Origin of the sequence: Peteryoungia desertarenae, from assembly GCF_005860795.2 — a bacterium.
Lineage (GTDB): Bacteria > Pseudomonadota > Alphaproteobacteria > Rhizobiales > Rhizobiaceae > Allorhizobium > Allorhizobium desertarenae.
The window spans coordinates 2318096-2340512 of the sequence record NZ_CP058350.1 but is presented as its reverse complement, the minus strand read 5'-3'; the positions used below and the strand labels follow the sequence as shown (position 1 = coordinate 2340512).

The 22417-nt window shown below is 58.8% G+C and carries 25 protein-coding genes; 16 read left to right on the top strand and 9 right to left on the bottom strand.

All coding sequences use genetic code 11. The annotated features are described in order from the left end of the window. Positions 1-92 precede the first annotated feature (92 nt). On the top strand, positions 93-752 hold the full coding sequence (locus FE840_RS11370; RefSeq protein ID WP_138289114.1) for a glutathione S-transferase family protein: 660 nt from the start codon (positions 93-95) through the stop codon (positions 750-752). Here FE840_RS11370 and FE840_RS11365 read toward each other — a convergent pair. The 3 genes from FE840_RS11365 to FE840_RS11355 form a co-directional block, all read right to left on the bottom strand. Beyond that, on the bottom strand, positions 749-1093 hold the full coding sequence (locus FE840_RS11365; protein ID WP_138289113.1) for a cupin domain-containing protein: 345 nt from the start codon (positions 1091-1093) through the stop codon (positions 749-751). The two genes, FE840_RS11370 and FE840_RS11365, sit on opposite strands and share 4 nt — an antisense overlap. A 103-nt stretch (positions 1094-1196) precedes the next feature. Next, positions 1197-1808, bottom strand: coding sequence for a flavodoxin family protein (locus tag FE840_RS11360; RefSeq protein WP_138289112.1), 612 nt, complete (start codon positions 1806-1808; stop codon positions 1197-1199). Between the two features lie 98 nt (positions 1809-1906). Continuing rightward, positions 1907-3193 carry an O-acetylhomoserine aminocarboxypropyltransferase gene (locus FE840_RS11355; RefSeq protein WP_138289111.1) on the bottom strand — a complete coding sequence of 429 codons (1287 nt, stop codon included), beginning with the start codon at positions 3191-3193 and terminating at the stop codon, positions 1907-1909. 175 nt (positions 3194-3368) lie between these two features. On the opposite strand from FE840_RS11355, the gene FE840_RS11350 reads away from it, so the two are divergent. Then, the gene (locus FE840_RS11350) at positions 3369-3803 is read left to right on the top strand and encodes a DUF6455 family protein (RefSeq protein WP_246318760.1); all 435 of its coding nucleotides are present in this window, start codon (positions 3369-3371) and stop codon (positions 3801-3803) included. Here the strand turns inward: FE840_RS11350 and FE840_RS11345 are convergent, their stop codons facing one another. Next, positions 3804-4235 (bottom strand): CoA-binding protein, encoded by a 432-nt coding sequence (locus FE840_RS11345; RefSeq protein ID WP_138289109.1) that lies wholly within the window; start codon positions 4233-4235, stop codon positions 3804-3806. A gap of 137 nt (positions 4236-4372) precedes the next feature. Between FE840_RS11345 and FE840_RS11340 the strand changes: the two genes are divergently transcribed. Beyond that, positions 4373-4705, top strand: coding sequence for a hypothetical protein (locus FE840_RS11340; protein ID WP_138289108.1), 333 nt, complete (start codon positions 4373-4375; stop codon positions 4703-4705). A gap of 13 nt (positions 4706-4718) precedes the next feature. On the opposite strand, the gene FE840_RS11335 is transcribed toward FE840_RS11340, so the two are convergent. The 3 genes from FE840_RS11335 to FE840_RS11325 form a co-directional block, all read right to left on the bottom strand. After that, positions 4719-5180 (bottom strand): CoA-binding protein, encoded by a 462-nt coding sequence (locus tag FE840_RS11335; protein WP_138289107.1) that lies wholly within the window; start codon positions 5178-5180, stop codon positions 4719-4721. Positions 5181-5295: 115 nt separating this feature from the next. Beyond that, positions 5296-5673, bottom strand: coding sequence for a VOC family protein (locus tag FE840_RS11330; RefSeq protein ID WP_246318759.1), 378 nt, complete (start codon positions 5671-5673; stop codon positions 5296-5298). A gap of 229 nt (positions 5674-5902) precedes the next feature. Beyond that, complete coding sequence (locus tag FE840_RS11325; protein WP_138289106.1) at positions 5903-6733, bottom strand: enoyl-CoA hydratase; 831 nt, start codon at positions 6731-6733, stop codon at positions 5903-5905. A gap of 367 nt (positions 6734-7100) precedes the next feature. Between FE840_RS11325 and rplM the strand changes: the two genes are divergently transcribed. From rplM to FE840_RS11295, 6 genes are all read left to right on the top strand, one after another. Next, positions 7101-7565: a 50S ribosomal protein L13 gene (gene rplM / locus FE840_RS11320; protein ID WP_138289105.1), complete on the top strand. Its 465-nt coding sequence runs from the start codon at positions 7101-7103 to the stop codon at positions 7563-7565. 2 nt (positions 7566-7567) lie between these two features. Next, positions 7568-8032, top strand: a complete 465-nt coding sequence (rpsI, locus tag FE840_RS11315) for a 30S ribosomal protein S9 (protein WP_138289104.1) — start codon at positions 7568-7570, stop codon at positions 8030-8032. Positions 8033-8120: 88 nt separating this feature from the next. After that, positions 8121-8459 carry an antibiotic biosynthesis monooxygenase family protein gene (locus FE840_RS11310; RefSeq protein ID WP_138289103.1) on the top strand — a complete coding sequence of 113 codons (339 nt, stop codon included), beginning with the start codon at positions 8121-8123 and terminating at the stop codon, positions 8457-8459. A gap of 9 nt (positions 8460-8468) precedes the next feature. Next, entirely contained in the window at positions 8469-9422 is a 954-nt protein-coding gene (speB, locus tag FE840_RS11305; protein ID WP_138289102.1) for an agmatinase, read from the top strand. A gap of 68 nt (positions 9423-9490) precedes the next feature. Continuing rightward, positions 9491-10423 (top strand): N-acetyl-gamma-glutamyl-phosphate reductase, encoded by a 933-nt coding sequence (gene argC, locus FE840_RS11300; protein WP_138289101.1) that lies wholly within the window; start codon positions 9491-9493, stop codon positions 10421-10423. 126 nt (positions 10424-10549) lie between these two features. Continuing rightward, positions 10550-11374, top strand: coding sequence for a DODA-type extradiol aromatic ring-opening family dioxygenase (locus tag FE840_RS11295; protein ID WP_138289100.1), 825 nt, complete (start codon positions 10550-10552; stop codon positions 11372-11374). Positions 11375-11380: 6 nt separating this feature from the next. On the opposite strand, the gene FE840_RS11290 is transcribed toward FE840_RS11295, so the two are convergent. After that, the gene (locus tag FE840_RS11290) at positions 11381-12481 is read right to left on the bottom strand and encodes a COX15/CtaA family protein (RefSeq protein ID WP_138289099.1); all 1101 of its coding nucleotides are present in this window, start codon (positions 12479-12481) and stop codon (positions 11381-11383) included. A gap of 125 nt (positions 12482-12606) precedes the next feature. Between FE840_RS11290 and FE840_RS11285 the strand changes: the two genes are divergently transcribed. Together FE840_RS11285 and FE840_RS11280 are read left to right on the top strand one after the other, a co-directional pair. Continuing rightward, the gene (locus FE840_RS11285) at positions 12607-12816 is read left to right on the top strand and encodes a DUF2842 domain-containing protein (protein ID WP_138289098.1); all 210 of its coding nucleotides are present in this window, start codon (positions 12607-12609) and stop codon (positions 12814-12816) included. A 199-nt stretch (positions 12817-13015) separates the two neighbouring features. Next, positions 13016-14176: a GNAT family N-acetyltransferase gene (locus FE840_RS11280; RefSeq protein ID WP_138289097.1), complete on the top strand. Its 1161-nt coding sequence runs from the start codon at positions 13016-13018 to the stop codon at positions 14174-14176. Positions 14177-14200: 24 nt separating this feature from the next. Here the strand turns inward: FE840_RS11280 and FE840_RS11275 are convergent, their stop codons facing one another. Further along, positions 14201-16414: a GumC family protein gene (locus FE840_RS11275; RefSeq protein WP_138289096.1), complete on the bottom strand. Its 2214-nt coding sequence runs from the start codon at positions 16412-16414 to the stop codon at positions 14201-14203. 183 nt (positions 16415-16597) lie between these two features. Here FE840_RS11275 and FE840_RS11270 point away from each other — a divergent pair, with 183 nt between their 5' ends. From FE840_RS11270 to FE840_RS11250, 5 genes are all read left to right on the top strand, one after another. After that, entirely contained in the window at positions 16598-17173 is a 576-nt protein-coding gene (locus tag FE840_RS11270; protein ID WP_138289095.1) for a polysaccharide biosynthesis/export family protein, read from the top strand. Positions 17174-17176: 3 nt separating this feature from the next. Beyond that, entirely contained in the window at positions 17177-18319 is a 1143-nt protein-coding gene (locus FE840_RS11265) for a glycosyltransferase family 4 protein (protein ID WP_138289094.1), read from the top strand. Between the two features lie 124 nt (positions 18320-18443). Then, positions 18444-19991, top strand: a complete 1548-nt coding sequence (locus FE840_RS11260) for an undecaprenyl-phosphate glucose phosphotransferase (RefSeq protein WP_138289093.1) — start codon at positions 18444-18446, stop codon at positions 19989-19991. Next, complete coding sequence (locus FE840_RS11255; RefSeq protein ID WP_171033797.1) at positions 19988-21235, top strand: O-antigen ligase family protein; 1248 nt, start codon at positions 19988-19990, stop codon at positions 21233-21235. Before FE840_RS11260 ends, FE840_RS11255 begins: the two co-directional genes overlap by 4 nt. Continuing rightward, the gene (locus tag FE840_RS11250; protein ID WP_246318758.1) at positions 21232-22395 is read left to right on the top strand and encodes a glycosyltransferase family 4 protein; all 1164 of its coding nucleotides are present in this window, start codon (positions 21232-21234) and stop codon (positions 22393-22395) included. Before FE840_RS11255 ends, FE840_RS11250 begins: the two co-directional genes overlap by 4 nt. Positions 22396-22417: the final 22 nt, after the last annotated feature.

Below are 22417 nucleotides of genomic sequence, written 5' to 3'. Positions count from 1 at the left end.
GCTAAACCAACCTGACACAATCTGACAGGTATGGCGGCGTAATCTCCTTTTGTTGCCGCACGGCGCATCCAGTTTGAAATGGGAGACTTCCAATGAGCAAAGACCGTCAGATCACCCTCTTCTACTCGCCCCAGACCCGCGCCACCGGTGCGCGCGTGCTGCTGGAGGAGCTGAAGGTGCCCTATGATCTGCATGTGCTGAACATGAAGACGAACGAACAGCGCCAGCCGGCCTATCTGGCGATCAATCCGCTCGGCAAAGTGCCTGCGGTGCGTGTCGGAGAAACCTTGGTCACCGAACAGGGCGCGATCTATCTCTATCTGGCGGATCTTTTCCCTGAGGCAGGTCTTGCCCCTGCGCTGACCGATCCGGACCGTGGGGCCTATCTGCGCTGGCTCTTCATCTATGGCAGCTGCTTCGAACCGGCGGTCGTCGATCGCTTCATGAAGCGCGAGCCGGGATCGATGAACGAGACGCCCTATGCGAGCTACGAGTCGCTCATCGACATGCTGGAAGAAGCGCTCAAAACAGGCCCCTACCTGCTCGGCGAGCGCTTCACGGCGGCCGATGTGCTCTGGGGCATTGCGCTGCGCTGGACGACGATGTTCGGTCTCGTTGAAGCCCGACCCGCTTTCCAGGCCTATATGGAAAGGATCGGCAGCCGTGCCAGCATCCAGAAGGTCTCGGCGGAAGACGCTGCCATGGTGCCAGAGCACGAAGCTGAAGCGCAGCGGCTTAAGGCTGCCAGCTAAAGACGAATCACGTAATCTTTTACCGTCTTTTCAATCACTTCCCAGGTTCCTTTAAATCCTGGCCTTAAGACGAGCCGGTCGCCCTTTCGCAGGTGGACCGGCTCTCCGCCGTCTTCGGTGACAACAGAGTGGCCTTCGAGAATGTGGAAATACTCCCACTCGTCATAAGAGATCCGCCACTTGCCCGGCGTCGACTGCCAGATGCCGGCATAGATGCCGCCGTCCGCTTCCTCAATGTTCCAGGTGGTAAACCTCGGATCGCCGGAAATCAGGCGGTCGGGTGCCGGCGCGCCCTCTTCCGGGGTGACGGTCGACGGATCGAAAGCGAGGGCGGCGGACATGGCAGGCTCCTGACAGAAGACAGATCGGAAACGGGCCGCGCATCCTGAGATGCCGGCCCGTCAGTCTTGCCTCAAGCGGCGCCCAAAATCCACGCCGCGCGCTTTATTTCTGCGACGGATAAGGATTATCTGCCAGCAGGCGCGCGAGATGCACCGTGTTGCGGGCGACCATATCGACTGTGCTGGTCACTTTGTCCGGAGTGGGATCGAGCTCCCGGAAATCCGTGCTGCCCATAGCCTCGCCCACCCAATAGGCGATGGCATTGGCCGGAATGGTGAACCCGACATCATTCAAGGCCTGGTAAAGCTGGGCAGAGACATGGTGCGCCCCGTCTTCATTGCCAACCACCGCGACGGCGGCCACCCGCCCATAGGACACCATGCGACCTTGGTCATCCTTCTCCGACAGGAAGGCGTCCATCCGCTCCAGCGCCCGCTTGCACACGCTGGAGGGCTGGCCCATCCAGATTGGGGTTCCAAGTATCAGGATATCTGCAGCGAGAATCTTTTCGCGGATGGGCGGCCAGGCATCGCCCGGCCCTTCGTCCGAGGTCACGCCGGGAAGAATGTCGTGATCGGCAAGGCGTATCGTCTCCGTCTCGACGCCCTTCTCCGCCATCGCCGCTGCGACCAGACCGAGCATGTGGTCGGTCGAGGACGGTGAGCCACTGCTGCGCTTCAGCGTGGCATTCAAGGCAACAGCCTTCAATGTCATTGGAACTCTCCTCTTTTGCAGTCAGAGAGTTCCAACGAGATATTGCGATCGGGGTTCCATGGACAGCCGGATAGCTGTCCATGCAAGGGTTTTCGCAATCAGGCGTTGGCCAGCGCCTGTTCAAGATCGGCGATGATGTCTTCCGCATCCTCAATGCCGATCGACAGGCGCACGACATCCGGCCCTGCACCCGCAGCAATCTGCTGCTCTTCGGAAAGCTGAGCATGGGTCGTCGAGGCCGGGTGAATAATCAGCGAACGGGTGTCGCCGATATTGGCAAGGTGCGAGAAGAGCTTCAGTCCACCGACCAGCGCCTTGCCGGTCTCCAGTCCGCCCTTGATGCCAAAAGTGAAGACAGAGCCCGCCCCCTTCGGCGAATAGCGCTTCTGCAGCGCGTTGTTCGGATCATCGGCCAGGCCGGCGTAATTGACCCAGGCGACCTTGGGATGGCTCTTCAGCCAGGTCGCGACCTTCAGCGCATTGTCGCAGTGACGCTGCATTCGAAGCGGCAGCGTCTCGATGCCGGTCAGGAGCAGGAAGGCGTTCATCGGCGCGATGGCAGGGCCGAGATCGCGCAGACCGAGCACACGGGTTGCGATAGCGAAGGCAATATTGCCGAAGGTCTCGTGCAGGACGACTCCGTTATATTCCGGGCGCGGCTCCGACAGCATCGGATATTGGCCGGCCTTTGCCGACCAGTCGAAGGTGCCGCCATCGACGATAATGCCGCCCATGGAGTTGCCGTGACCGCCGAGGAACTTGGTGGCCGAATGCACGATGATGTCTGCGCCGTGCTCCAGCGGGCGGATCAGGTAAGGGCTCGCCATGGTGTTGTCGACGATCAGCGGCAGGCCGTGGCGGTGGGCGACGTCTGCGATAGCCGCTATGTCGACGAAGGTGCCGCCGGGATTGGCCAGGCTTTCGATGTAGACGGCCTTGGTCTTGTCATCGACCTGGGCGGCAAAGCTTTCCGGGTCAGCAGGGTCTGCCCAGCGCACCTGCCAGCCGAAATTCTTGAAGGCATGGCCAAACTGGTTGATCGAGCCGCCATAGAGCTTCCTGGCGGCGACAAAATTGTCGCCGGGCTGCATCAGCGTGTGGAAGATGAGGAGCTGGGCGGCATGACCGGAGGCGACCGCAAGTGCTGCCGTGCCGCCTTCAAGGGCTGCGACCCGCTCTTCCAGAACGCCCTGGGTGGGGTTCATGATGCGGGTGTATATATTGCCGAACTCCTTGAGCGCAAAGAGATTTGCGGCATGGTCGCTGTCGTTGAAGACATAGGCCGTCGTCTGGTAGATCGGCGTGATGCGCGCCCCCGTCGTGGGGTCCGGCTGAGCGCCGGCATGGATGGCAAGCGTTGCGAAGCCCGGATTGTTCGTGGTCATGGCGAAACCTCCCTTTTTATATCGGGCTGGATCATAGCCACGGTGACGCCGATGTCAGCCATGAAAATTCCAAACAAGCCAGCCGTGTGAGCATGGCGTGCCTTGCCATCACTTGATCAAGGTCAATGCGGCGTAGTCACATCGGGATCAATCTCTCCATGATCAGAGGAGACGGATGATGACCCACACAGCGACAGATCCTATTCGCCATGCCCTTTCGACAATCCTCGGCTGGTTTGCCCGCGAATGGGAAGCAAAGTCTCAGTCGGATCTCATGAAAGCGCTGGACCAGCAAGAGCTGGAACAGATTGCCGAGGATTGCGGCATATCCCGAGGGCAATTGCTCGCCTTTATCGAAGCTGGTCCGCATGGTGCAGATGAAATGCCCCGGATGATGCGCGCACTCAACATTGATCCGATCGAAGTCGAATTCAGAATGCTTCGGCTCTATCGCGATATGCAACTGACCTGCATCACTTGCGGCGCCAAGGCGCAGTGCCGCAAGGATCTCGCCGAAGGGCATGCGGCCACAGAGTTCCAGCATTATTGCGGAAACATCGATACGCTCAATGCGCTGCGCGCACGTCCGGAAATGCTGCTGGAAGCGTAGTCAAAGACCCAGTCGCGGCATTTCGATTGCGGGGCAGCGATCCATCACGACCTTGATGCCAGCGGCTTCCGCGGGCTTCACCGCCTCATCGTCCCTGACGGACAGCTGGCCCCAGATCGCCTTGGGTTTGTTTTCAAGCGCCAGGACGTCGGCAACGACCTCACCAAGATATTCCGGGGCGCGGAACACCTCGACCATATCGATTTCTTCGGGAATGTCGGCCAGCGAGGCATAGGTCTTCTGCCCAAGTATCTCCTTGCCAGCCTGCCCCGGATTCACCGGAATGACATGGTAGCCCTTTTGCAGCAGAAAGCGCATGACACCGAAGCTGGGACGATCCGGCTTGGGAGATGCGCCGAGCAGGGCAATTGTACGGGTGGCGCTGAGGACGTCCCGGAGGTAGTCATCGTCATAGTGGTCATGTTTGCTCATTACTCGCTCCCTACTTCTTGTCTGCACATCATGGCCCCTATCTCTTCCAGATGACAATTGATCCGGCAAGGAAGAGAAAAACCGTGGGGGAACAGAAGCCGAGCATCGGCGCTTTAGCTCCGTTGGAGGATTGATCGATGAAGAAAATCATAGCGTGCCTTGCGATTCTTGCCGCAGCAACACCGGCTGGGGCGATTTCTCGCTACAACTCTCTTGAGATGACCTGCGATGAGGCACGAGCGCGGGTAATCGACGAAGGCGCCGTGATCTTGCGCTACCCCTCAACGCGCGTGACGGGTCTTACGCTTTACGATCGTTATGTAACGCGCAATGCCCAGTGCTCCGCTCATGAATATGCTGCCCGCGCCTACATACCGACGCGGGACAGCGCGCGATGCCCGGTGCTGAATTGCCAGCCTTTCGACCCCGAGGACAGGTTCATGCGGTCGAAGCCGTTCATTCCGTTTTGACCTCGTAAAACGATCACGCCGCGTGTGAGCTGGTGGCTCGATGTGCCATCTCGTAAACCAGCGGGTATTCGCTGACCAGCGCCCGGTTCATCACAACCTTGATGCCAGCTGCCTCCGCCCTTGATGCTGCTGCATCGTCGCGAATGCCCAACTGACACCAGATGGCTGCGGGTTTCGGGTCGAGAGCCAGCACCTCGTCAACGATAGCGGGAAGATGGTCCGGGCTGCGGAACACGTCCACCATGTCAATTGCATGGGGTATGTCTGCCAAAGTCGCGTAAACTTTTCGGCCCAGTATGAATTCGCCGGCATGGGCTGGATTGACGGGATAAACCTGGTATCCCTTGCCCAGCAAAAATCCTGATATCCAGTGGCTGGGGCGATTATCGTTGGTGGATGCGCCAAGGATGGCGACATGCCGAACCGACGCGAGGATGTCGGCGAGGTAGGAATTCAGATAGGTGTCATGGTTCATGGAACTCTCCTTCGACCCTTCTGGGCCTTTCTGAATTCCCGTCCCTATGGTCCCACCGCTCACCTTAGTCCGTTTTCGTAAACATACCGTTTTCCAATTCTCTAAAACACGCCGATCAGGCGGGAAGAACGATATGTCCGTGATGGTCCAAGGGGAAATAGGGATTATGGGAAATTTCCCAAAGATGCCCATCGGGATCAGCCACATAGCCCGAATAGCCACCCCAACTCGCCTTTTCGGGTTTCCTCACGAGCCGTGCGCCACAGGACAGCGCAAATCTGACCACCGCATCCACGCCACGATCACTTGGCACATTATGAGCCAGTGTAACCCCGGCAAAACCGCAGTTGCCATCTTCAACACCGGCATCGGTTGCCAGCGCAACTCGACTGAACAAGGCAAGGACCAGACCCTTCATCTGAATGAAGGTGATCTGATCATTTGATGCTGAGGAGCGTTTCCATCCCAGCCGTTCGTGATATGCGATGCTCACGGCCACATCCGCGACGCCCAGCGTTACGATGGAAATCCCAGCTTCAAGCGAAAAATCAACCTCAGCCAGCAGCAAAATCTTCTTATGTATTCAGCATGTTCTAATTACGTTCCGCCTAACATTAGCAGGACACAAAAAAATGCCCAAATGAGGATGATCGCTCAAAACCCCCGCTTCACGCCAAGATCAAGGAGATACATCTTGTTCTGCAACAGGACCAGAGCTCAGACTACTCTCCCGTCCAGACGGGGTGACGCTTTTCCAGAAAGGCGCCGATACCCTCTTTTGCATCCTTCGCCATCATGTTTTCGACCATGACCCGAATGGCATAGTCATAGGCTTCGGATACCGGCAGTTCGATCTGATGATAGAAGGCTTCCTTGCCGATGGTCAGCGTCAGAGGCGATTTGGCTGCAATCACCGAGGCATATTTGGCGATCACCTGATCGAGATATTGCTTGGGGACTATCCGGTTCACGAGACCGAATTCCTTGGCTGTCGAGGCATCGATCGTTTCCCCGGTCAGCAGCATTTCCATGGCCTGCTTGCGATGGGTCGCGCGCGACAGGGCCACCATTGGCGTAGAGCAGAAAAGGCCGATATTGACGCCCGGCGTGCAGAATGTGGCCGTATCTGTACAGATCGCCAGATCGCAGCTTGCCACCAGCTGACAGCCTGCCGCAGTTGCAAGACCGTCGACTTCGGCGATGACCGGCTTCGGGAGGCGCGTGATCGCCAGCATCAGATCGGCACAAAGCCGCATGCTGCGCTCATAAAAGGCGCGGCCACCATCGTCATCGCTGCGATGGGCTGTCAGTTCCTTGAGATCATGGCCGGCTGAAAAGACCTTTCCGGTCGACGCAATCACCACGAGTCTGATCGAGGCGTCTTCCTCCGCCAGGCGCAGGCCAGCATGCAACTGCTCCATGACCGCGATGGACAGAGAATTGGTTGGAGGTGAGTTCAGCGTGAGGCGCAAGGCGCCGTCGCGCCGCTCCATCAACACCGGGCCCTCCCCGCGATCGGATCCATCCATGCGAAAACTCACAACCTCGGCCATCGCAACACTCCTTCTCCCGTCCACAATCAATCTGTCCGATACTCTCTGCCAACGCATGCAAAAGTGCAAATGACGGCTTGGCGGTCGTCAATTCCATCCCCAGAAAGGCAAACAGTGAGCCCAAATTGGAAGCCGTCGATGCGGTAAAATATTACCACATATTCAAGCTGTTGTTTTTGCTTGCTTCTTTTCGACACCCACCATTCCGGCGACCTTGACGGTGGCGAGCCGGCGCCTTATACACCCGGCAGATTTCAGTCCCCGGGCTGCAATCATATTTTCTGCTGCCAGAGCAGCCGGAAACAAGCAACAAGAAACGCCCGCACGGCCCTATCGGCCAGTCGGGACCACAATGAAAGAGACCTCAATGTCTACCTTCGTTCAGAAGCCTGCAGAGGTGGAGAAGAAGTGGATCATCATCGACGCCGAAGGCCTCGTTGTTGGTCGCCTCGCCACCATCATCGCCACGCACCTGCGCGGCAAGCACAAGGCCACCTATACCCCCCATGTTGACGATGGTGACAATGTCATCGTAATCAACGCCGAGAAGGTTGTCCTGACCGGCAAGAAGTATACCGACAAGAAGTACTTCTGGCACACCGGTTATCCGGGCGGCATCAAGGAGCGTACGGCTCGCCAGATCATCGAAGGCCGCTTCCCGGAGCGCGTTCTCGAGAAGGCCGTCGAGCGCATGATCCCGCGCGGTCCGCTTGGCCGTCGCCAGATGAAGAATCTGCGCGTCTATGCCGGCGCAGCCCATCCGCATGAAGCCCAGCAGCCCGTCGCTCTCGACGTCGCCAAGCTGAGCAAGAAGAACACAAGGAGCGCCTAAGAATGGCCGATCTTTCTTCCCTGAAGGACCTTGCCCCGGCACAGGACGCAGCTCCGGCTCACGTCCGTAAGGTCGACTCGCTGGGTCGCTCCTACGCCACCGGCAAGCGCAAGAACGCTGTAGCCCGCGTCTGGGTCAAGCCGGGCTCCGGCAAGATCACGATCAACGGCAAGGAATTCCGCGCCTACTTCGCCCGTCCGGTCCTGCAGATGATCCTGCAGCAGCCGATCGTTGCAGCGGCTCGCGATGGTCAGTTCGACATCGTCGCTACCGTTCACGGCGGTGGTCTGTCCGGTCAGGCTGGTGCCGTTCGTCACGGTCTGTCCAAGGCCATGACCTACTTCGAGCCGGGCCTGCGCTCGGTTCTGAAGAAGGGTGGCTTCCTGACCCGCGACAGCCGTGTGGTCGAGCGTAAGAAGTACGGTAAGGCCAAGGCCCGCCGTTCGTTCCAGTTCTCCAAGCGTTAATCGCTGGATTACCGGAGACGGAAATCAGGCGGGGCTTCGGCTCCGCCTTTTTTCGTTTTCAGACTCTCCACATTTTGCGGTTCCGAGCATGGCATCCGAAATCACCAAGCTTCCCGAGCCTCCTTGTTTCGTTGTCTGTTTTTCATCGCAGCGAACCGCCGGCGACGATGGCTATGGCGCCATGGCCGAAAGCATGGTCGCACTGGCGAAACAGCAACCCGGATTTCTGGGCATGGAGAGCGTGCGCGGTGCGGATGGGTTCGGGATCACCAACTCCTATTGGACAGATGAGGCCAGTATCCTCGCCTGGAAGGCTGTTGTTTCGCATCAGGCAGCCCAGAGACTTGGGCGCGAACGGTGGTATGAAGACTATCGGGTGATCGTGGCCAAGGTCGAACGGGCCTATGACATCAAAAGAGAAGACTGAGGGGGCATCATGGCCAGCAAATCGATCGATAACGCCTTTACCGCCAAGGCCATCCGTGGCGCCGCGTCGGACCCGACCTATGCCGGCGTGCTCTCCTTCATGCGGCGCAAGTACTCCAAGGATCTGACCGACGTCGATGCGGTCGTACTCGGCATTCCCTTCGACGCCGCCGTCTCCAACCGGCCCGGCGCCCGTTTCGGGCCGCAGGCGATCCGGCGCGCCTCGGCGATCTTCGACAACGACCCGCAATATCCCTTTGCCCGCGACCTCTTCGAGCAGATGGCCGTCATCGACTATGGCGATGTGCTGCTCGACTACGGTAATCATCAAAACACCCCTGCCCTGATCGAACAGGAAGCAGCCCGGATTATCGCATCGGGCGCCTATCTGCTCGGTCTCGGCGGCGACCACTTCGTCACCTGGCCGCTGCTCAAGGCCCATGCGGCGAAGCATGGGCCGCTGGCGCTCGTGCATTTCGATGCGCATCAGGACACATGGGACGATGACGGCCAGCGGATCGACCATGGCTCCTTCGTCGGCCGCGCCGTGCGCGAAGGTGTCATCGACCCGACCAGATCGATCCAGATCGGCATCCGCACGGAAGCGCCGGAGGATTTCAGCATCAATATCATCCCAGGCTACGAGGTCGAGGACATGGGCGCTCAGGCCATCGCTGACGCGATCCTCTCGCATGTCGGCACCGCCCCAACCTATCTGACATTCGACATCGATTGCCTGGACCCGGCCTATGCCCCCGGCACCGGCACACCCGTCGCGGGCGGACCTTCGTCGGCCAAGATGCTGTCGGTGCTGCGCAAGTTGGGGGCCCTCGACATCCGGGGCTCCGACATCGTCGAGGTCGCGCCGGCCTATGACCACGCCGATATCACCGCCATTGCCGGGGCAACCGTTGCTATGTATATGCTGGGCTTACGCGCGGAAAAACTTGCAACACGCGCCTGACACATTCACCCTCCACATTCACAAACAGATTCCGCATTCTCATCCAAATCACTGACGGGACTAGACAAATGGCAGCGAAGATCTTCATCGACGGCGAACACGGCACCACGGGTCTGCAGATCCGCACGCGCCTGGCTGATCGCCGTGATCTTGAACTGCTGTCGATCCCGGAAGCGGAGCGGCGGAATGAGAAGATGCGCGAGGACATGCTCAACAGCGCCGATATCGCCATTCTCTGCCTGCCGGACGATGCGTCGAAGCAGGCCTATGAGATGACGGCAGCGAACAACAATGTCCGCCTGCTGGATGCCTCCACGGCATTCCGGGTGCATCCGGACTGGGCCTATGGTTTTGCCGAAATGGACAAGGCGCAGAAGGCGAAGATTCGGTCCGCACGCTACGTCTCCAATCCGGGCTGCTATCCGACCGGTGCGATCGGCCTCATCCGGCCGCTGCGTGCCGCCGGCATTCTGCCGGATGGCTATCCGGTGTCGGTCAATGCTGTCTCCGGCTATACCGGCGGTGGCAAGCAGCTGATTGCGCAGATGGAGGACAAGACCCATCCCGAACATCTGGCCGCAAACAACTTCCTCTACGGCCTGACGATGAAGCATAAGCATGTGCCGGAAATGCAGACCCATGGCCTGCTCGATCGTGCGCCACTCTTTGCTCCTTCCGTCGGTCGCTTCCCGCAAGGCATGATCGTTCAGGTGCCGCTCTTCCTGGAGGATATCGGCGGCGGCGCGACGGTCGAGAGCATCCATGCGGCACTCGTCGCTCATTATGCCGGCCAGGACATTGTCAGCGTCGTTCCGCTGGCCGAAAGCGCCAAGCTGCCGCGGATTGATGCTGAGGAACTGGCGGGCCAGGACACGATGAAGCTCTTCGTCTTCGGCACGCCGGGTGGCGCGCATGTCAATCTGGTCGCCCTCCTCGACAACCTCGGCAAGGGTGCGTCGGGAGCGGCCGTGCAGAACATGGACCTGATGCTGTCGGCGTGAGTTCATCCGGCCATCCGGCGGCCCGTTACGCGCTGTTCACTGTTCCTTGACGAATTGTCTTTTGCACGCTGGATCGCCAGTCCCGCAGGCTGTTGTTATGGTGCGCCAAACTTGAAAGGTGCAACCATGGCAGCTCGTTTCCCCGTCTACTTCATCCCTCACGGTGGAGGCCCATGGCCGTTCATGGATTTTCCGAAGAATGCTGAGGGCAAGGGGCCCTGGGATGAGCTTGGAGCGTTTCTTCGGGGGCTGGATGGGGAGATCGGTCGAAGGCCGAAGGCTGTTCTGATCGTCTCGGGTCATTGGGAGAAGGAGGCAGTTCCGACGGTCAGTACTGCGCCCAGACCGCCCATGCTCTTTGATTATTACAACTTCCCTACCCACACCTATGAGCTTTCCTATCCGGCGCCGAACTCTCTGGCTCTGGCGGCACGCGCCCGAGAACTCCTTCAAGACGCCGGTATTGAGAGCGCGGAAGATGCACAGCGAGGGTTTGACCATGGCGTCTTCGTGCCGCTGATGTTGATCTATCCGGATGCGGATGTGCCGATTACCATGATTTCGCTAAAGAATACGCTGGATGCCGAAAGCCATCTAGCAATTGGCCGGGCACTTGAACCTCTGCGCGATGAAGAGGTGCTTATCATCGCGTCCGGCATGACCTATCACAACATGCCGCAGTTTCGCCGGGCCGAGCCTGCCCATATCGGGCAGGCCATCCGTTTCGATAACTGGCTGACCGAGGCTGTCGAGACCGAGGACGTGAATGCGCGCGCTGCAGCTTTGGCCTCTTGGGATCAGAATCCCGATGCGCTTGCCTGCCACGTGCCCGACCATGATCATCTTGCACCGCTGTTTGTCGCGGTAGGCGCTGCCGGCCCAGATGCCGGCAGATGTATCTTCAAGACCGAGTTTCTCGGCAAACCCTATTCCGGTTTCCGATTCGCATAGTCCTGCTCAGGCCCGGATCGAGTCGGGCTGTGGCGGGATTTCGCCATAGAACCCGCGCCAGTGCGCAATGGCGAAGCCCAGCACGACAAGCGCCGCACCCTGATGCACAACGCCCCAGAAGATCGGAACCTGCATGACCAGCGTAATGATACCGATCATCGCCTGAACGCAGACCAAAACGAAGAGTACGACACTGCGGCGGGCATGCGTTGTCTTCGCGCCGGCCCGCAGCGAATGGATCATATGGTAGAGCACGGCTGCCAAGAGGACATAGGCCCCGATGCGGTGGACAAACTGAACGGTCTTGGGATTCTCGAAGAGGTTCAGCCAGGCCGGTGACTGGGCAAAGAGGTCACCCGGGATCAAGGCTCCATCCATCAGTGGCCATGTATTGAAGGCGAAACCGGCATCGAGACCCGCCACCAGCGCGCCAAGATAGATCTGGAAGAAGATCAGGAACACGAGAATACCCGCAAAGCGCTGCGAAGAAGCGGCTGGCGCCGGCTCGTCGCTATGCCTCGCCAGTCCGCGCATGATCCACAGACAACTTGCGAAGATGAAGCATGCCATCAGCAAATGCGTGGCCAGCCGATACTGAGACACATCGACGCGCTGGGTGAGCCCGGACGAGACCATCCACCAACCGATAAAGCCCTGCAGACCACCGAGCGCGAGGATACCGAGGAGCGGCAGTTTGAGCTGCTTTTCGATGCGCCCGGTCACCCAGAAATAGGCAAGCGGGATCGCAAAAACGAGACCAATGATGCGCGCCAGGAAGCGATGACCCCATTCCCACCAGAAGATGACCTTGAACTCTTCCAGGCTCATTCCCTTGTTAATCTGCTGATATTCCGGGATTTGTCGGTAGAGTTCGAGCTCTTCTTCCCACTCCTGCACGGTCAGCGGCGGAATGACCCCGTGGATCGGCTTCCATTCCGTGATCGACAGGCCGGAATCGGTCAGGCGCGTCGCACCCCCGACAAGCACAAGACAGAACAGCGTGAACAGAACCACGCCAAGCCAGATGCGGATCGCACGGCGGTTGGCTTCCACACGGTCGGTGTCTCTGCGAACACCAAGTTCGCTGTCGGTCAGGGCAGTTGTCATTCGTCAATCCTCTTGTGAACCGTTGATTTGCATCAGGATAGCGTGCAAAACAAGCCCGCTCGTTTGCGGCAAGCGGTCGCGTCCATGGTTCGGCGGAACCGGGATGCACAATAAGAGGCTCACAGATGCGCCCCACACTGCGCTCATTCATCGGAACCATTGCGATCATCGTGATCGTGTCCATTTATGCCATCGCTGCAACGGCGATTGCCACGGCAACACTGGCCGAGGCTGAATGGTGGGTGCATCTTCTCTACTTCCTGTTTTCCGGCCTGCTTTGGGTCATACCGGCAATGCTGGTCATCAAATGGATGGCGGGCCCCAAGCGTCGCTGACGCAGACCGTGCTTCTCCGCTGGATCTTTGCGTTCAATTTTGGCTGAAGCGCTGGCGGTTTGCGAGACATTCTGCACCGAGCCGGTCTATCATGCACGAACCTATCCAGAATCAGGAGTGAGGCTTGCAGGAGACCTTGCAGCAATCCGATGACGCGGGAAACCTAACTCATCACCGGTCGCAAGGCGGTTTCGGTTCGATGACGATGAAACTGCATTCCGACATGGCATCGGTCGAGACAATTTGGCGACTGCTTGAAGCCGATCCGCTCAACTCCCTGCATCAGGGCTATGACTGGTGCCGCGCCTGGGAATTTACGCATCATCGACCAGTTGCCATTCTTGAAGGCTGCATGGGTCAGGAAACGGCCTTTCTGCTCCCTCTGGAAATCCGCCAGGATGGACCCGTGCGCAAGGCACAATTCATGGGCAGCGAGTTCAGCAACATTAACACCGGGCTGATCGCCTCAAGGCACCGCAGAGAGCTTGCGGCTCTGGATCGGAAAGAACTGGCTGCGGCCCTGAGGAATGCAGTCAAGGATGTTGCGGATCTGATCTGGCTCTCGAATGTCCCGCTCCGTTGGCGCGGCGTTCAGCATCCTTTTGCCGGTCTCGATAGCGTGGAAAATCAAAACCACGCTTTTCAGCTGGAACTTCGGCCCACGATGGAAGAGACCATCGCGCCGCTCAATGCCAAGCGTCGACGCAAGAAATATCGGACCCAGCTTCGCAAGATCGAGGCGGTCGGGACATTCGAGCATGTCAAGCCGAAGGAAGCGATCGAAAAGCAGGTTCTCCTGGACCTCTTCTTTGAGCAAAAGCGGAAGCGCTTCGAGGCCTTGGGGCTGCCGGATGTGTTCCAGGCCGCCGAAACGCAGGCATTCTTTCACTTGTTGCTGGAGGCCGATCGCGGCGGTTCAAATATTCCGCTGGAGCTTCACGCCCTGCGCCTCAATCTCGGCGGGGAGCACCAGATCGCTGCAATCAGTGGATTATCGCGCAAGGGAGATCATGTGATCTGCCAGTTCGGCTCGATCGAGCCCGACTGCCTGCCCGAGGCAAGTCCGGGCGAATTGCTCTTCTGGCTCATGATCGAACAAGAGAGCGCTGATGGTCAGTCGCTGTTCGACTTCGGTATCGGTGACCAGGATTACAAGAGAAGCTGGTGCAATATCGAGACGGTGCACCACGATATTGTCCTGCCGATCAATGCAAAGGGTCAGCTTGCGGCCCTGGCCTTGAAGCTCACCACGAAAACAAAGGCGCTGATCAAGGGCAATCCCAAGCTCTATGCCTTCATCCAGCGACTGAGGGCCGGAAAGGCGAAACGGAATTCCACCGTTGAGGCGCCAGAGGACTGATCGCAAGCGAAAGCGAGCCGACGATTACGCCGCGTCGCGGTGATCGCTTTCCGGTTCAAAGCCGCCGTCCGCCATCAGCACCAGATCCGAATACCCGACCTTTTCAAAGGCCAACATGATGTCCTCAAGTTCCTCGGTGCTGGGATTGGGCGCTGACAGGATGATTTCATGGGTGTCATTGCGAGAAAGCTTGGCAACACCTTGCGCATTGGCGGGACCGCATTCCACCAGAACCATGTCATAGGCGTCTGAAAGTGCATCAGCGATCATGGACAGTCGATCCGCGCCACGCATGGCTTGCCGGATATCGGCCGTTCCCTGGGGAATGATGTCGGCACCCGACAAAAGGTCTGGATGGATCGCCTCGGCAAAAGTTGCAGAACCACACAAGAGATCGGTAATGCCGGGCAAATCCGGGTTTCCTGTCATCGCATCCGATGGTGCCGCCGTTCCCGTCATGTCAATGAGCACAAGGCGGGTGTCGCGATTTGCGAGCTCCCGCGCAAGCTCGACCGTCGCCAGCGAACCATCATCCCCTGAGGGAGATATAACGAAGGCAATTCGCGTTTCCTGCGCCAGAAGGTGTTTGGCCACCGACCGGATGGAGAATTCATGGTCGGGCTGATCCTTGCTTGCCGGGCGACGCTTCGGGAGATCGAGGTGCTCTTCCATTTCCTCCGCGAGGTCTTCATCCGCCTCCACTTCCGGCATCGTGAATGCGGCGTTCGGTCTTGCGGCTTTGGTCTCGGCACGCTTCGGCGGCATCAAGGGCGTCGCCGGCAGCACCGACTGCCCGTCCTCTTCAAGTCTCTGGCGAGCTGTACCGCCCGACACCGTTCGAGGGCTCAAGGCCCGACCGCTGAACAGTTCCATCAGCATGATGACGACCGCGCTCAGGATGCCCGTTGCGAGCGTCGCAACGATGGTGATCGGCAGAACCTTTGGAAAGACCGGCTCAGAGGGCTCGATTGCACGGGAGATCACCCGGGCATCGGCAGGAATTGCATCCGCACTGATCTTGGAGGTCGCTTCGCGATAACGGGCCAGATAAGTCTCAAGCAATTGCCGCTGCGCAGTCGCTTCGCGCTCAAGGGCCATCAGCCCCACCTCATCCTCACCGGCACGCGCGCTATCGGCTTTCACCGTGTTCAACTGGGCGATCAACTGGGTTTCTCGCTCACGTGCGATGGCAGCTTGATTTTCGAGGCTTGCGGCAATCTTGGTGGATTCGGAAGAAATCTGCGCGCGAAGCCCGGCGAGCTGAGCACGCAAAGCCTTCATCCGGGGATGACCTTCCAGAAGGCTCGTCGACAGATCGGAAATCTGTGCCTGGACCTGTGATTCCGTCGTCTTCAGTCGCTGGATCGCCTCAGAGCCGGCAATCGCCTCTATCGTGTCGGTCGACCGCCCTGCCCGCAAGGCTTCGCGAACATTCTGGGCGGTTGCTTCGGCACTGGCTCGCTCACCCCGGACTCGTGCGAGTTCAGACGAGATATTGGCAAGCTGGGTCGAACTGAAACTGGAGGTCTCGCTGGTGGGCAGGAGGCCAGAAGCCGAGCGGTATTCAGCGACTTTCTGTTCAGCCTCGCGGACCTTCTCCCGCAGGTTGGCGATTTCCGTTTCCAACCAGCGCGCCGCCTCGGAATTCGTGTCGAGCTTGGCCCCGCTCTGAAGCTGCTGATAGACATCCGTCATGGCATTGGGCACGGCAGCCGCGAGCTTCGGATCCTTGGAAGAGAATTCAATGCCGATGACCCGGGAATTGTCGACCTGAAAGACCGACAGCTTCTCCTTGAACGCCTTCAGCACGCGCTCTTCCGGTGCAAGATCAAGCGGGCTGCTTTTGATACCCAGAAGGACCAGGATATCGGAAATGGCAGAAGGCTGGGTATCGGGATCGAATTCCGGCAGTTCATAGAGCTTCAGATCGCGCGCCACCTGCTTGATCAGATCTACCGACTGGAGCAGTTGGACCTGGCTCATCACGTTCAGTTCATCAGCCACCGGTGCCGTTGTCGGGGCAGCAGCCCCCTGGACTGTAAAATCCGGCTGGCGCGACTCAATCAGAATGCGAGCATCACCCTGATAGGTCGGCGACATCATGCTGGAACCGACAAAGGCCAAACTGCCGACCAGCGCCGTCGTCGCGAGGATACGCGCCTTCTTGTCCCACACCGCCTGAAACAGCTGTGCGAGATTGATATCAACGTCCTGGTGGCCGTTCCCTACGCTCGACATGGCAAACTCCCGGTACAAAACATGTGGGACCGTAAAGGAACATGGTAACGCAACCGTTAATCGACCAACCTGCGCCAAAATCAATTCGAATGTGCCTTATCGCCTCGGGCCTTTACGGGGTGTTAACCCTAACTGTTTGATAACGGCAGGACTTGAGCGCATGACAAAGGGACGCGAGCACGGATGATACGAGCTGGCTTGAAGAAATGTATCTTGCTCGCAGTGGCAACGATGGCCGTCGGTCTGAGCGGATGCGCCAGCTATCAGCCTGCGCCAAAGGTCTTTCATGAGGCGACAATCCAGCCTTACCGTCTGGACAGCGGTGACCGCCTGCGCATCACCGTGTTTGACCAGGCCAATCTGACCAATACCTACACCGTGGATCAGGCCGGCTACATTGCCTTCCCGCTGATCGGCCAGGTGCCGGCCCGGGGCGCCACCCTTCCCCAGCTGGAAGGTGTGATCGCACAGAAGTTGAAACAGGGTTTCCTCCGCGATCCGGACGTCTCGATCGAAGTTGACCGCTACCGCTCCATTTTTGTGATCGGTCAGGTCGGTCAACCGGGACAGTTCTCCTATGTGCCGGGCATGACAATCATGAACGCTGTCGCCGTCGCCGGTGGTTTCAACAGCCGCGCCAATCAGCGCGACGTGGATGTCACCCGCAAGATCAACGGACAGATCATTACCGGTCGGGTTCCGATCACGGATCCGATCCTCGCAGGTGACACCATCCATGTCCGCGAGCGGCTGTTCTGATCCATGCAACCGGATGGACCGCTCCGCATTCTGCATTGCTTTCGTTCGCCGGTTGGCGGCATTTTCCGCCATGTCCGCGATCTCGCCGAGCAGCATAGCCGTCTCGGCCACCAGGTCGGCATCATCTGCGACAGTTCGACCGGTGGCGCCCATGAGGACAAGCTGTTTGAGCATATCATGCCATTTCTCTCCCTTGGGCTCACCCGCCTGAGGATCGACCGCGCCATCAGCCTCAGGGATATCCCGGCGCTGACTGGAAGCTACAAACAAATCAAGGAATTGCAGCCTGATGTCTTGCATGGTCACGGCGCCAAGGGCGGTGTGGTCGCGAGATTGGTCGGCTCAGCCTTGCGGGTCAAAAGGTATCGCGTTGCCCGCTTTTATTCGCCCCATGGGGGCAGTCTCCACTTCTCTCGCCGGACCGCCGCCGGACAGATCGTTCTTCGCATCGAGCGCCAGCTTGAGCGGCTGACGGACGGCCTCTGTTTTGTCTGCGACTATGAACGGGAGACATATAGCAAGAAGGTCGGCATCCCCCGTTGTGATGCCGAACGCATCTATAACGGAATTGGCGAGCAGGACTTTCAGTTGGTCCCCGTTGCTCCGGATGCGGTGGACTTCATCTATGTTGGCATGCTCAGGGACCTCAAGGGTCCCGATGTGTTTATAGAGGCCTTCGCCAAGGCCGAAAGGATTGTCGGTCGACCCTTGACGGGTCTGATCATCGGCGATGGCCCCGATCAAGCAAAATATCAACGGCTTCTAGAAACAAAGGGGCTCGGTCGACGTGTCGGCATCCTGCCCGCCATGCCGATCCACGAGGCCTTTGCGAAATCCGCAATCTTGGTCGTTCCGTCACGAGCAGAGGCCATGCCCTATATCGTGCTGGAGGCGATCGGTGCTGGCAAGACGGTTATTGCAAGCCGTGTCGGTGGCGTTCCCGAAATTCTCGGCCGAAACAGCAAGGCGCTCGTGCCGCCGGGCGATCCGACCGAACTCGCCAATGCCATGGCACACGCGATTACAGTCCCAGGCTGGTCCGATGGCGTGATCCCGAACCGAGAGCTGTTCCTCCAGAAGTTTGCAACAACGACGATGGCGAAGGATCTCGAAGCCTTCTATCGAAGGAAGCTCTTCACGCGATAAAAAGGCGGTAAACCCGGTCAATCCGTGCCATTCCGCTACATCCATCAATATTCGCGGGTCTGGAAGAAAGCGTTTCTTAGGACCTCCTTGCTAATCTTCGGCCAATCCAGATCCAGGATCCGAAATGAACAAGGCCGAAAAACCCGAAGTTTTCGATATCTCTGCCATGCGCCGCCTGGCCGCAGAGGCGCACGGCACGACGAGCTCTTCCGAAGCAACTGAGATCAATGCGCTCGCCAAGCAGATCGCTGGACAGTACAAGGACGCCAACTACTCCCCGACGATCGTCATCGGGCAATTGCGGCTGTTCGAGTTCCTTTGCATTCTCGGGCTTGCACTCGCCTCCAATTTCGTAATCGCCGCGAACGCCTCGCAACATCTGTTGGGCATGTTCGTCGCTGGAGTGAGTGGCGCAGGGCTTGCTGTTCTCTCGCTGCAAATCATGGACTGCTACCAGGTCGCCATCCTGCGGACACCGCTGCGGTCTCTTGGCCGCATCCTGTCCGCCTGGACGGTCGCGCTGGCGCTGGTTGCGGTATCGATCTTCCTGTTCATGGACGAGAGCGCAGGGTACAGAGCGGTGCTGGCGGCCTGGTATGGCAGCACCCTTCTCTTCCTCATCGCCGAACGGACCCTGATCGGCTATGCGATCCGCCGCTGGGCGCGCAATGGCATCATGGAGCGTCGCGCCGTCATTGTTGGTGGTGGCAAGGCCGCCAAGGATCTGATCCGGGCGCTGGAGCAACAGCCGGAAAACGACATTCGCATCTGCGGCATCTTTGATGACCGTAACAGCGAGCGCTCGCCGGATATGGTGGCAGGCTATCCGAAGCTCGGAACCGTCGCTCAACTCGTTGAATTTGCACGTCTGGCCCATATCGACATGCTGATCATCGCGCTGCCGCTCAGTGCGGAGGCCCGGATCATGCAACTCATGAAAATGCTCTGGGTGCTGCCGGTCGACATACGTCTTGCTGCACATTCCAACAATCTGCGTTTTCGCCCGCGTGCCTATTCCCATGTTGGGGCCGTGCCGCTGCTCGACATCCTCGACAAGCCGATCCGTGACTGGGATTCGGTCGCCAAGCGCGCGTTCGACATCGTTTTCAGCATCATTGCCCTGTTGCTTCTCTGGCCGGTGTTCATCGGTGCCGCGATTGCGGTGAAAGCCACTTCCAAGGGACCCATTCTCTTTGTCCAGAAGCGACATGGCTTCAACAATGAGGTCATCAATGTCCTGAAGTTCCGCTCGATGTATACCGAGATGAGCGACCCGACCGCCAGGAATGCGGTGACCAAGAATGACCCCCGCGTGACACCTGTCGGACGCTTTATCCGCAAAACATCGATTGATGAATTGCCCCAGATTTTCAATGTGTTACGCGGCGAACTTTCACTGGTCGGTCCACGTCCGCATGCCGTCCTCGCCCAAACGCGCGACAAGCTTTATGGCGAAGTGGTGGAGGGATATTTTGCCAGGCATCGGGTGAAGCCCGGAGTTACCGGCTGGGCGCAGATCAATGGCTGGCGCGGCGAAATCGACACGGATGAAAAGATCAAGTTCCGCACGGCCTTCGACCTTTACTACATCGAAAACTGGTCGCTGCTGTTCGATCTGAAGATCCTGTTCCTGACGCCCATCCGGCTCCTCAACACGGAAAACGCCTATTGAGCGCGGTCGACACATCGGTAGCAGTGCCATTCCGACCCCAGGCTGCGGCCTTGTCGCTGATGGGGTCCTGGCTTGTGGCCTTCAGTGTCTTTCTGTCCGGCTTTGTCATGTCAGAGCCTGCTCCCTACGAACTGCTGCTGGTCGGTCAGGTTGCAATCTGGTTTCTGTTTGGATTGAAGATCTCGCGTGCCGTCGCGCCACTTCTCGTGCTTCTGCTGATCTTCAATGTTGGCGGGATGCTGTCTCTGACCGTCATGAAGGATCTTGCGAGCGGGCCGATGTATGTCGCGGTCTCGCTGTTCCTCGCTCTAACGTCTGTCTTTTTCGCGGCAATCATCGAGGACCGGCATGAGCGGCTGCGGATGATCTTCCGCGCCTGGGTGGCGGCTGCGCTCGTCACCGGCACCCTTGGCATTCTCGGCTATTTTCACGCCTTTCCTGGTGCTGAGGTGTTCACGCGGTTTGATCGCGCGAAGGGGGCCTTTCAGGATCCCAATGTCTTTGGCCCCTTCCTGATCGCACCGATCCTCTATCTCATGCATGGATTGCTGACCCAGCCTTTGAAAAAAGCTCCGCTGAGACTGTTGGGGGTCCTGATCCTGACGCTGGCGGTCTTTCTCTCCTTCTCCCGTGCCGCCTGGGGCCTGTTTCTTTTTGCCACCGTGGCGCTCGTATTCGTGCTGCTCCTCAAAGAGCGAACCAATGCGTTCCGGCTCAAGATTCTAACCCTTTCGCTGACTGCGGTTGGACTGATGGTGGTCGCTCTCGTGATTGCCCTTCAGTTCGACAGGGTCGCGGATCTGTTCTCGACACGCACGCAGCTCGTCCAGGAGTATGACGGCGGGCATCTCGGACGCTTTGACCGGCACAAGATCGGTTTCCTGATGGCCATGGAGCACCCCCTTGGCATCGGTCCTCTCGTTTTCAGCACCATCTATCCGGAAGACGAGCACAATATCTGGCTCAAGTCGTTGACCAGCTACGGCTGGCTGGGTTTTGTCGCCTACCTCACCTTGATGATCTGGACGCTATCGATCGGTTTCCGCTACCTGCTGCGCGACCGCCCCTGGCAGCCTTATCTGATGGTCAGCTGGATCATGGTGATCGGCCACGTTATCATCGGAAACGTCATCGATACGGATCACTGGCGCCATTTCTACCTGCTTCTGGGGATCGTGTGGGGATGCGGCGCGCTGGAATGGCGTTACCAGAGGCAACTCCACACCGGACGGAACGCTGCTTGACGACTGGCCCACAAAATCGGCAGCGCCCACTTTCTATCCTGCAGGTGCTTGAGCCGAGCGGAGGCGGGTCCGGACGGCACTTCATCGATCTTTGCAAAGGCCTGAAGGACCGCGGCCACAAGGTGACGGCAGTCTATTCCCCCGTCCGTGCCGAGCGCCGTTTCATGTCGGAACTGTTGGGCCTTGGCCTTGCTCGTGTCCAAACCATCGACATGCATCGCTCGATCGGCCTCCATGATGTCCGCGCCTGGCGACACTTGCAGCGAGTAATCAGCAGCTCCGGCCCCTTTGACGTCATCCACGGACATAGTTCCAAGGCTGGCGCCCTCACCCGCCTGCGCCTTCGCAAGAGAGGAGCAGCCGTCGTCTATACGCCGCATGCCTTCCGCACGATGGATCCGAAACTCGGCGGCGCTGGTCGCCTGATTTTCGGCCAGGTAGAACGCCTGCTCGGCATCGCGTTCTCGGATCGGATCATCTGTGTCTCGGAAGACGAATTCGCCCATGCTTTGGAACTCGGTCTGCCTCGTTCCCGTTTACGGCTCATTGTCAACGGCGTAAACGCACCGGAGCATCATGAGCGGCATAGCCTTCGGGCGCAGTTCGGCATTGAGGAGACCACGTGCCTTTTCGGCTTTGTTGGACGGCTGTCCCCTCAAAAGGCACCGGAACGACTGATCGAGGCATTTGCGGCAATGGCGAAGCAACGTCCGGAGGCCCATCTGCTGATGGTCGGCAGCGGCCCATTAGAGCATGAGGTAAGGTCGCTGATTTCTGCCTTGGCCTTGGAACACCGTGTGACGCTGACTGCCGACATTGAAGGCCCACGCGCCATGCAGATGTTCGATGTGCTGGTGATGCCGAGCCGTTATGAGGCCATGTCCTATGTGATGCTGGAAGCAGAGGCATCCGGTCTGCCAATGATCTTGAGCGATGTCGGAGGCGCAGGTACGGTGGTTCAGCAGGATGTGAATGGCATCATAATTGCCAATCAGGACGACCCTTCGGAGCTTGCCGCCGCCATGCTGAAGATATCCGGCGAAGACACCCGCAGCGCTTTTGCAGCCGCGGCTCAGGCCTTCCGACACCGCCACGGCCTCGACGCAATGGTCGAGCAAACGCTCTCGGTCTATCATGAGTTGACGCTGCAGGATCGATGACCACAATTGCGAGGAGTGCCAC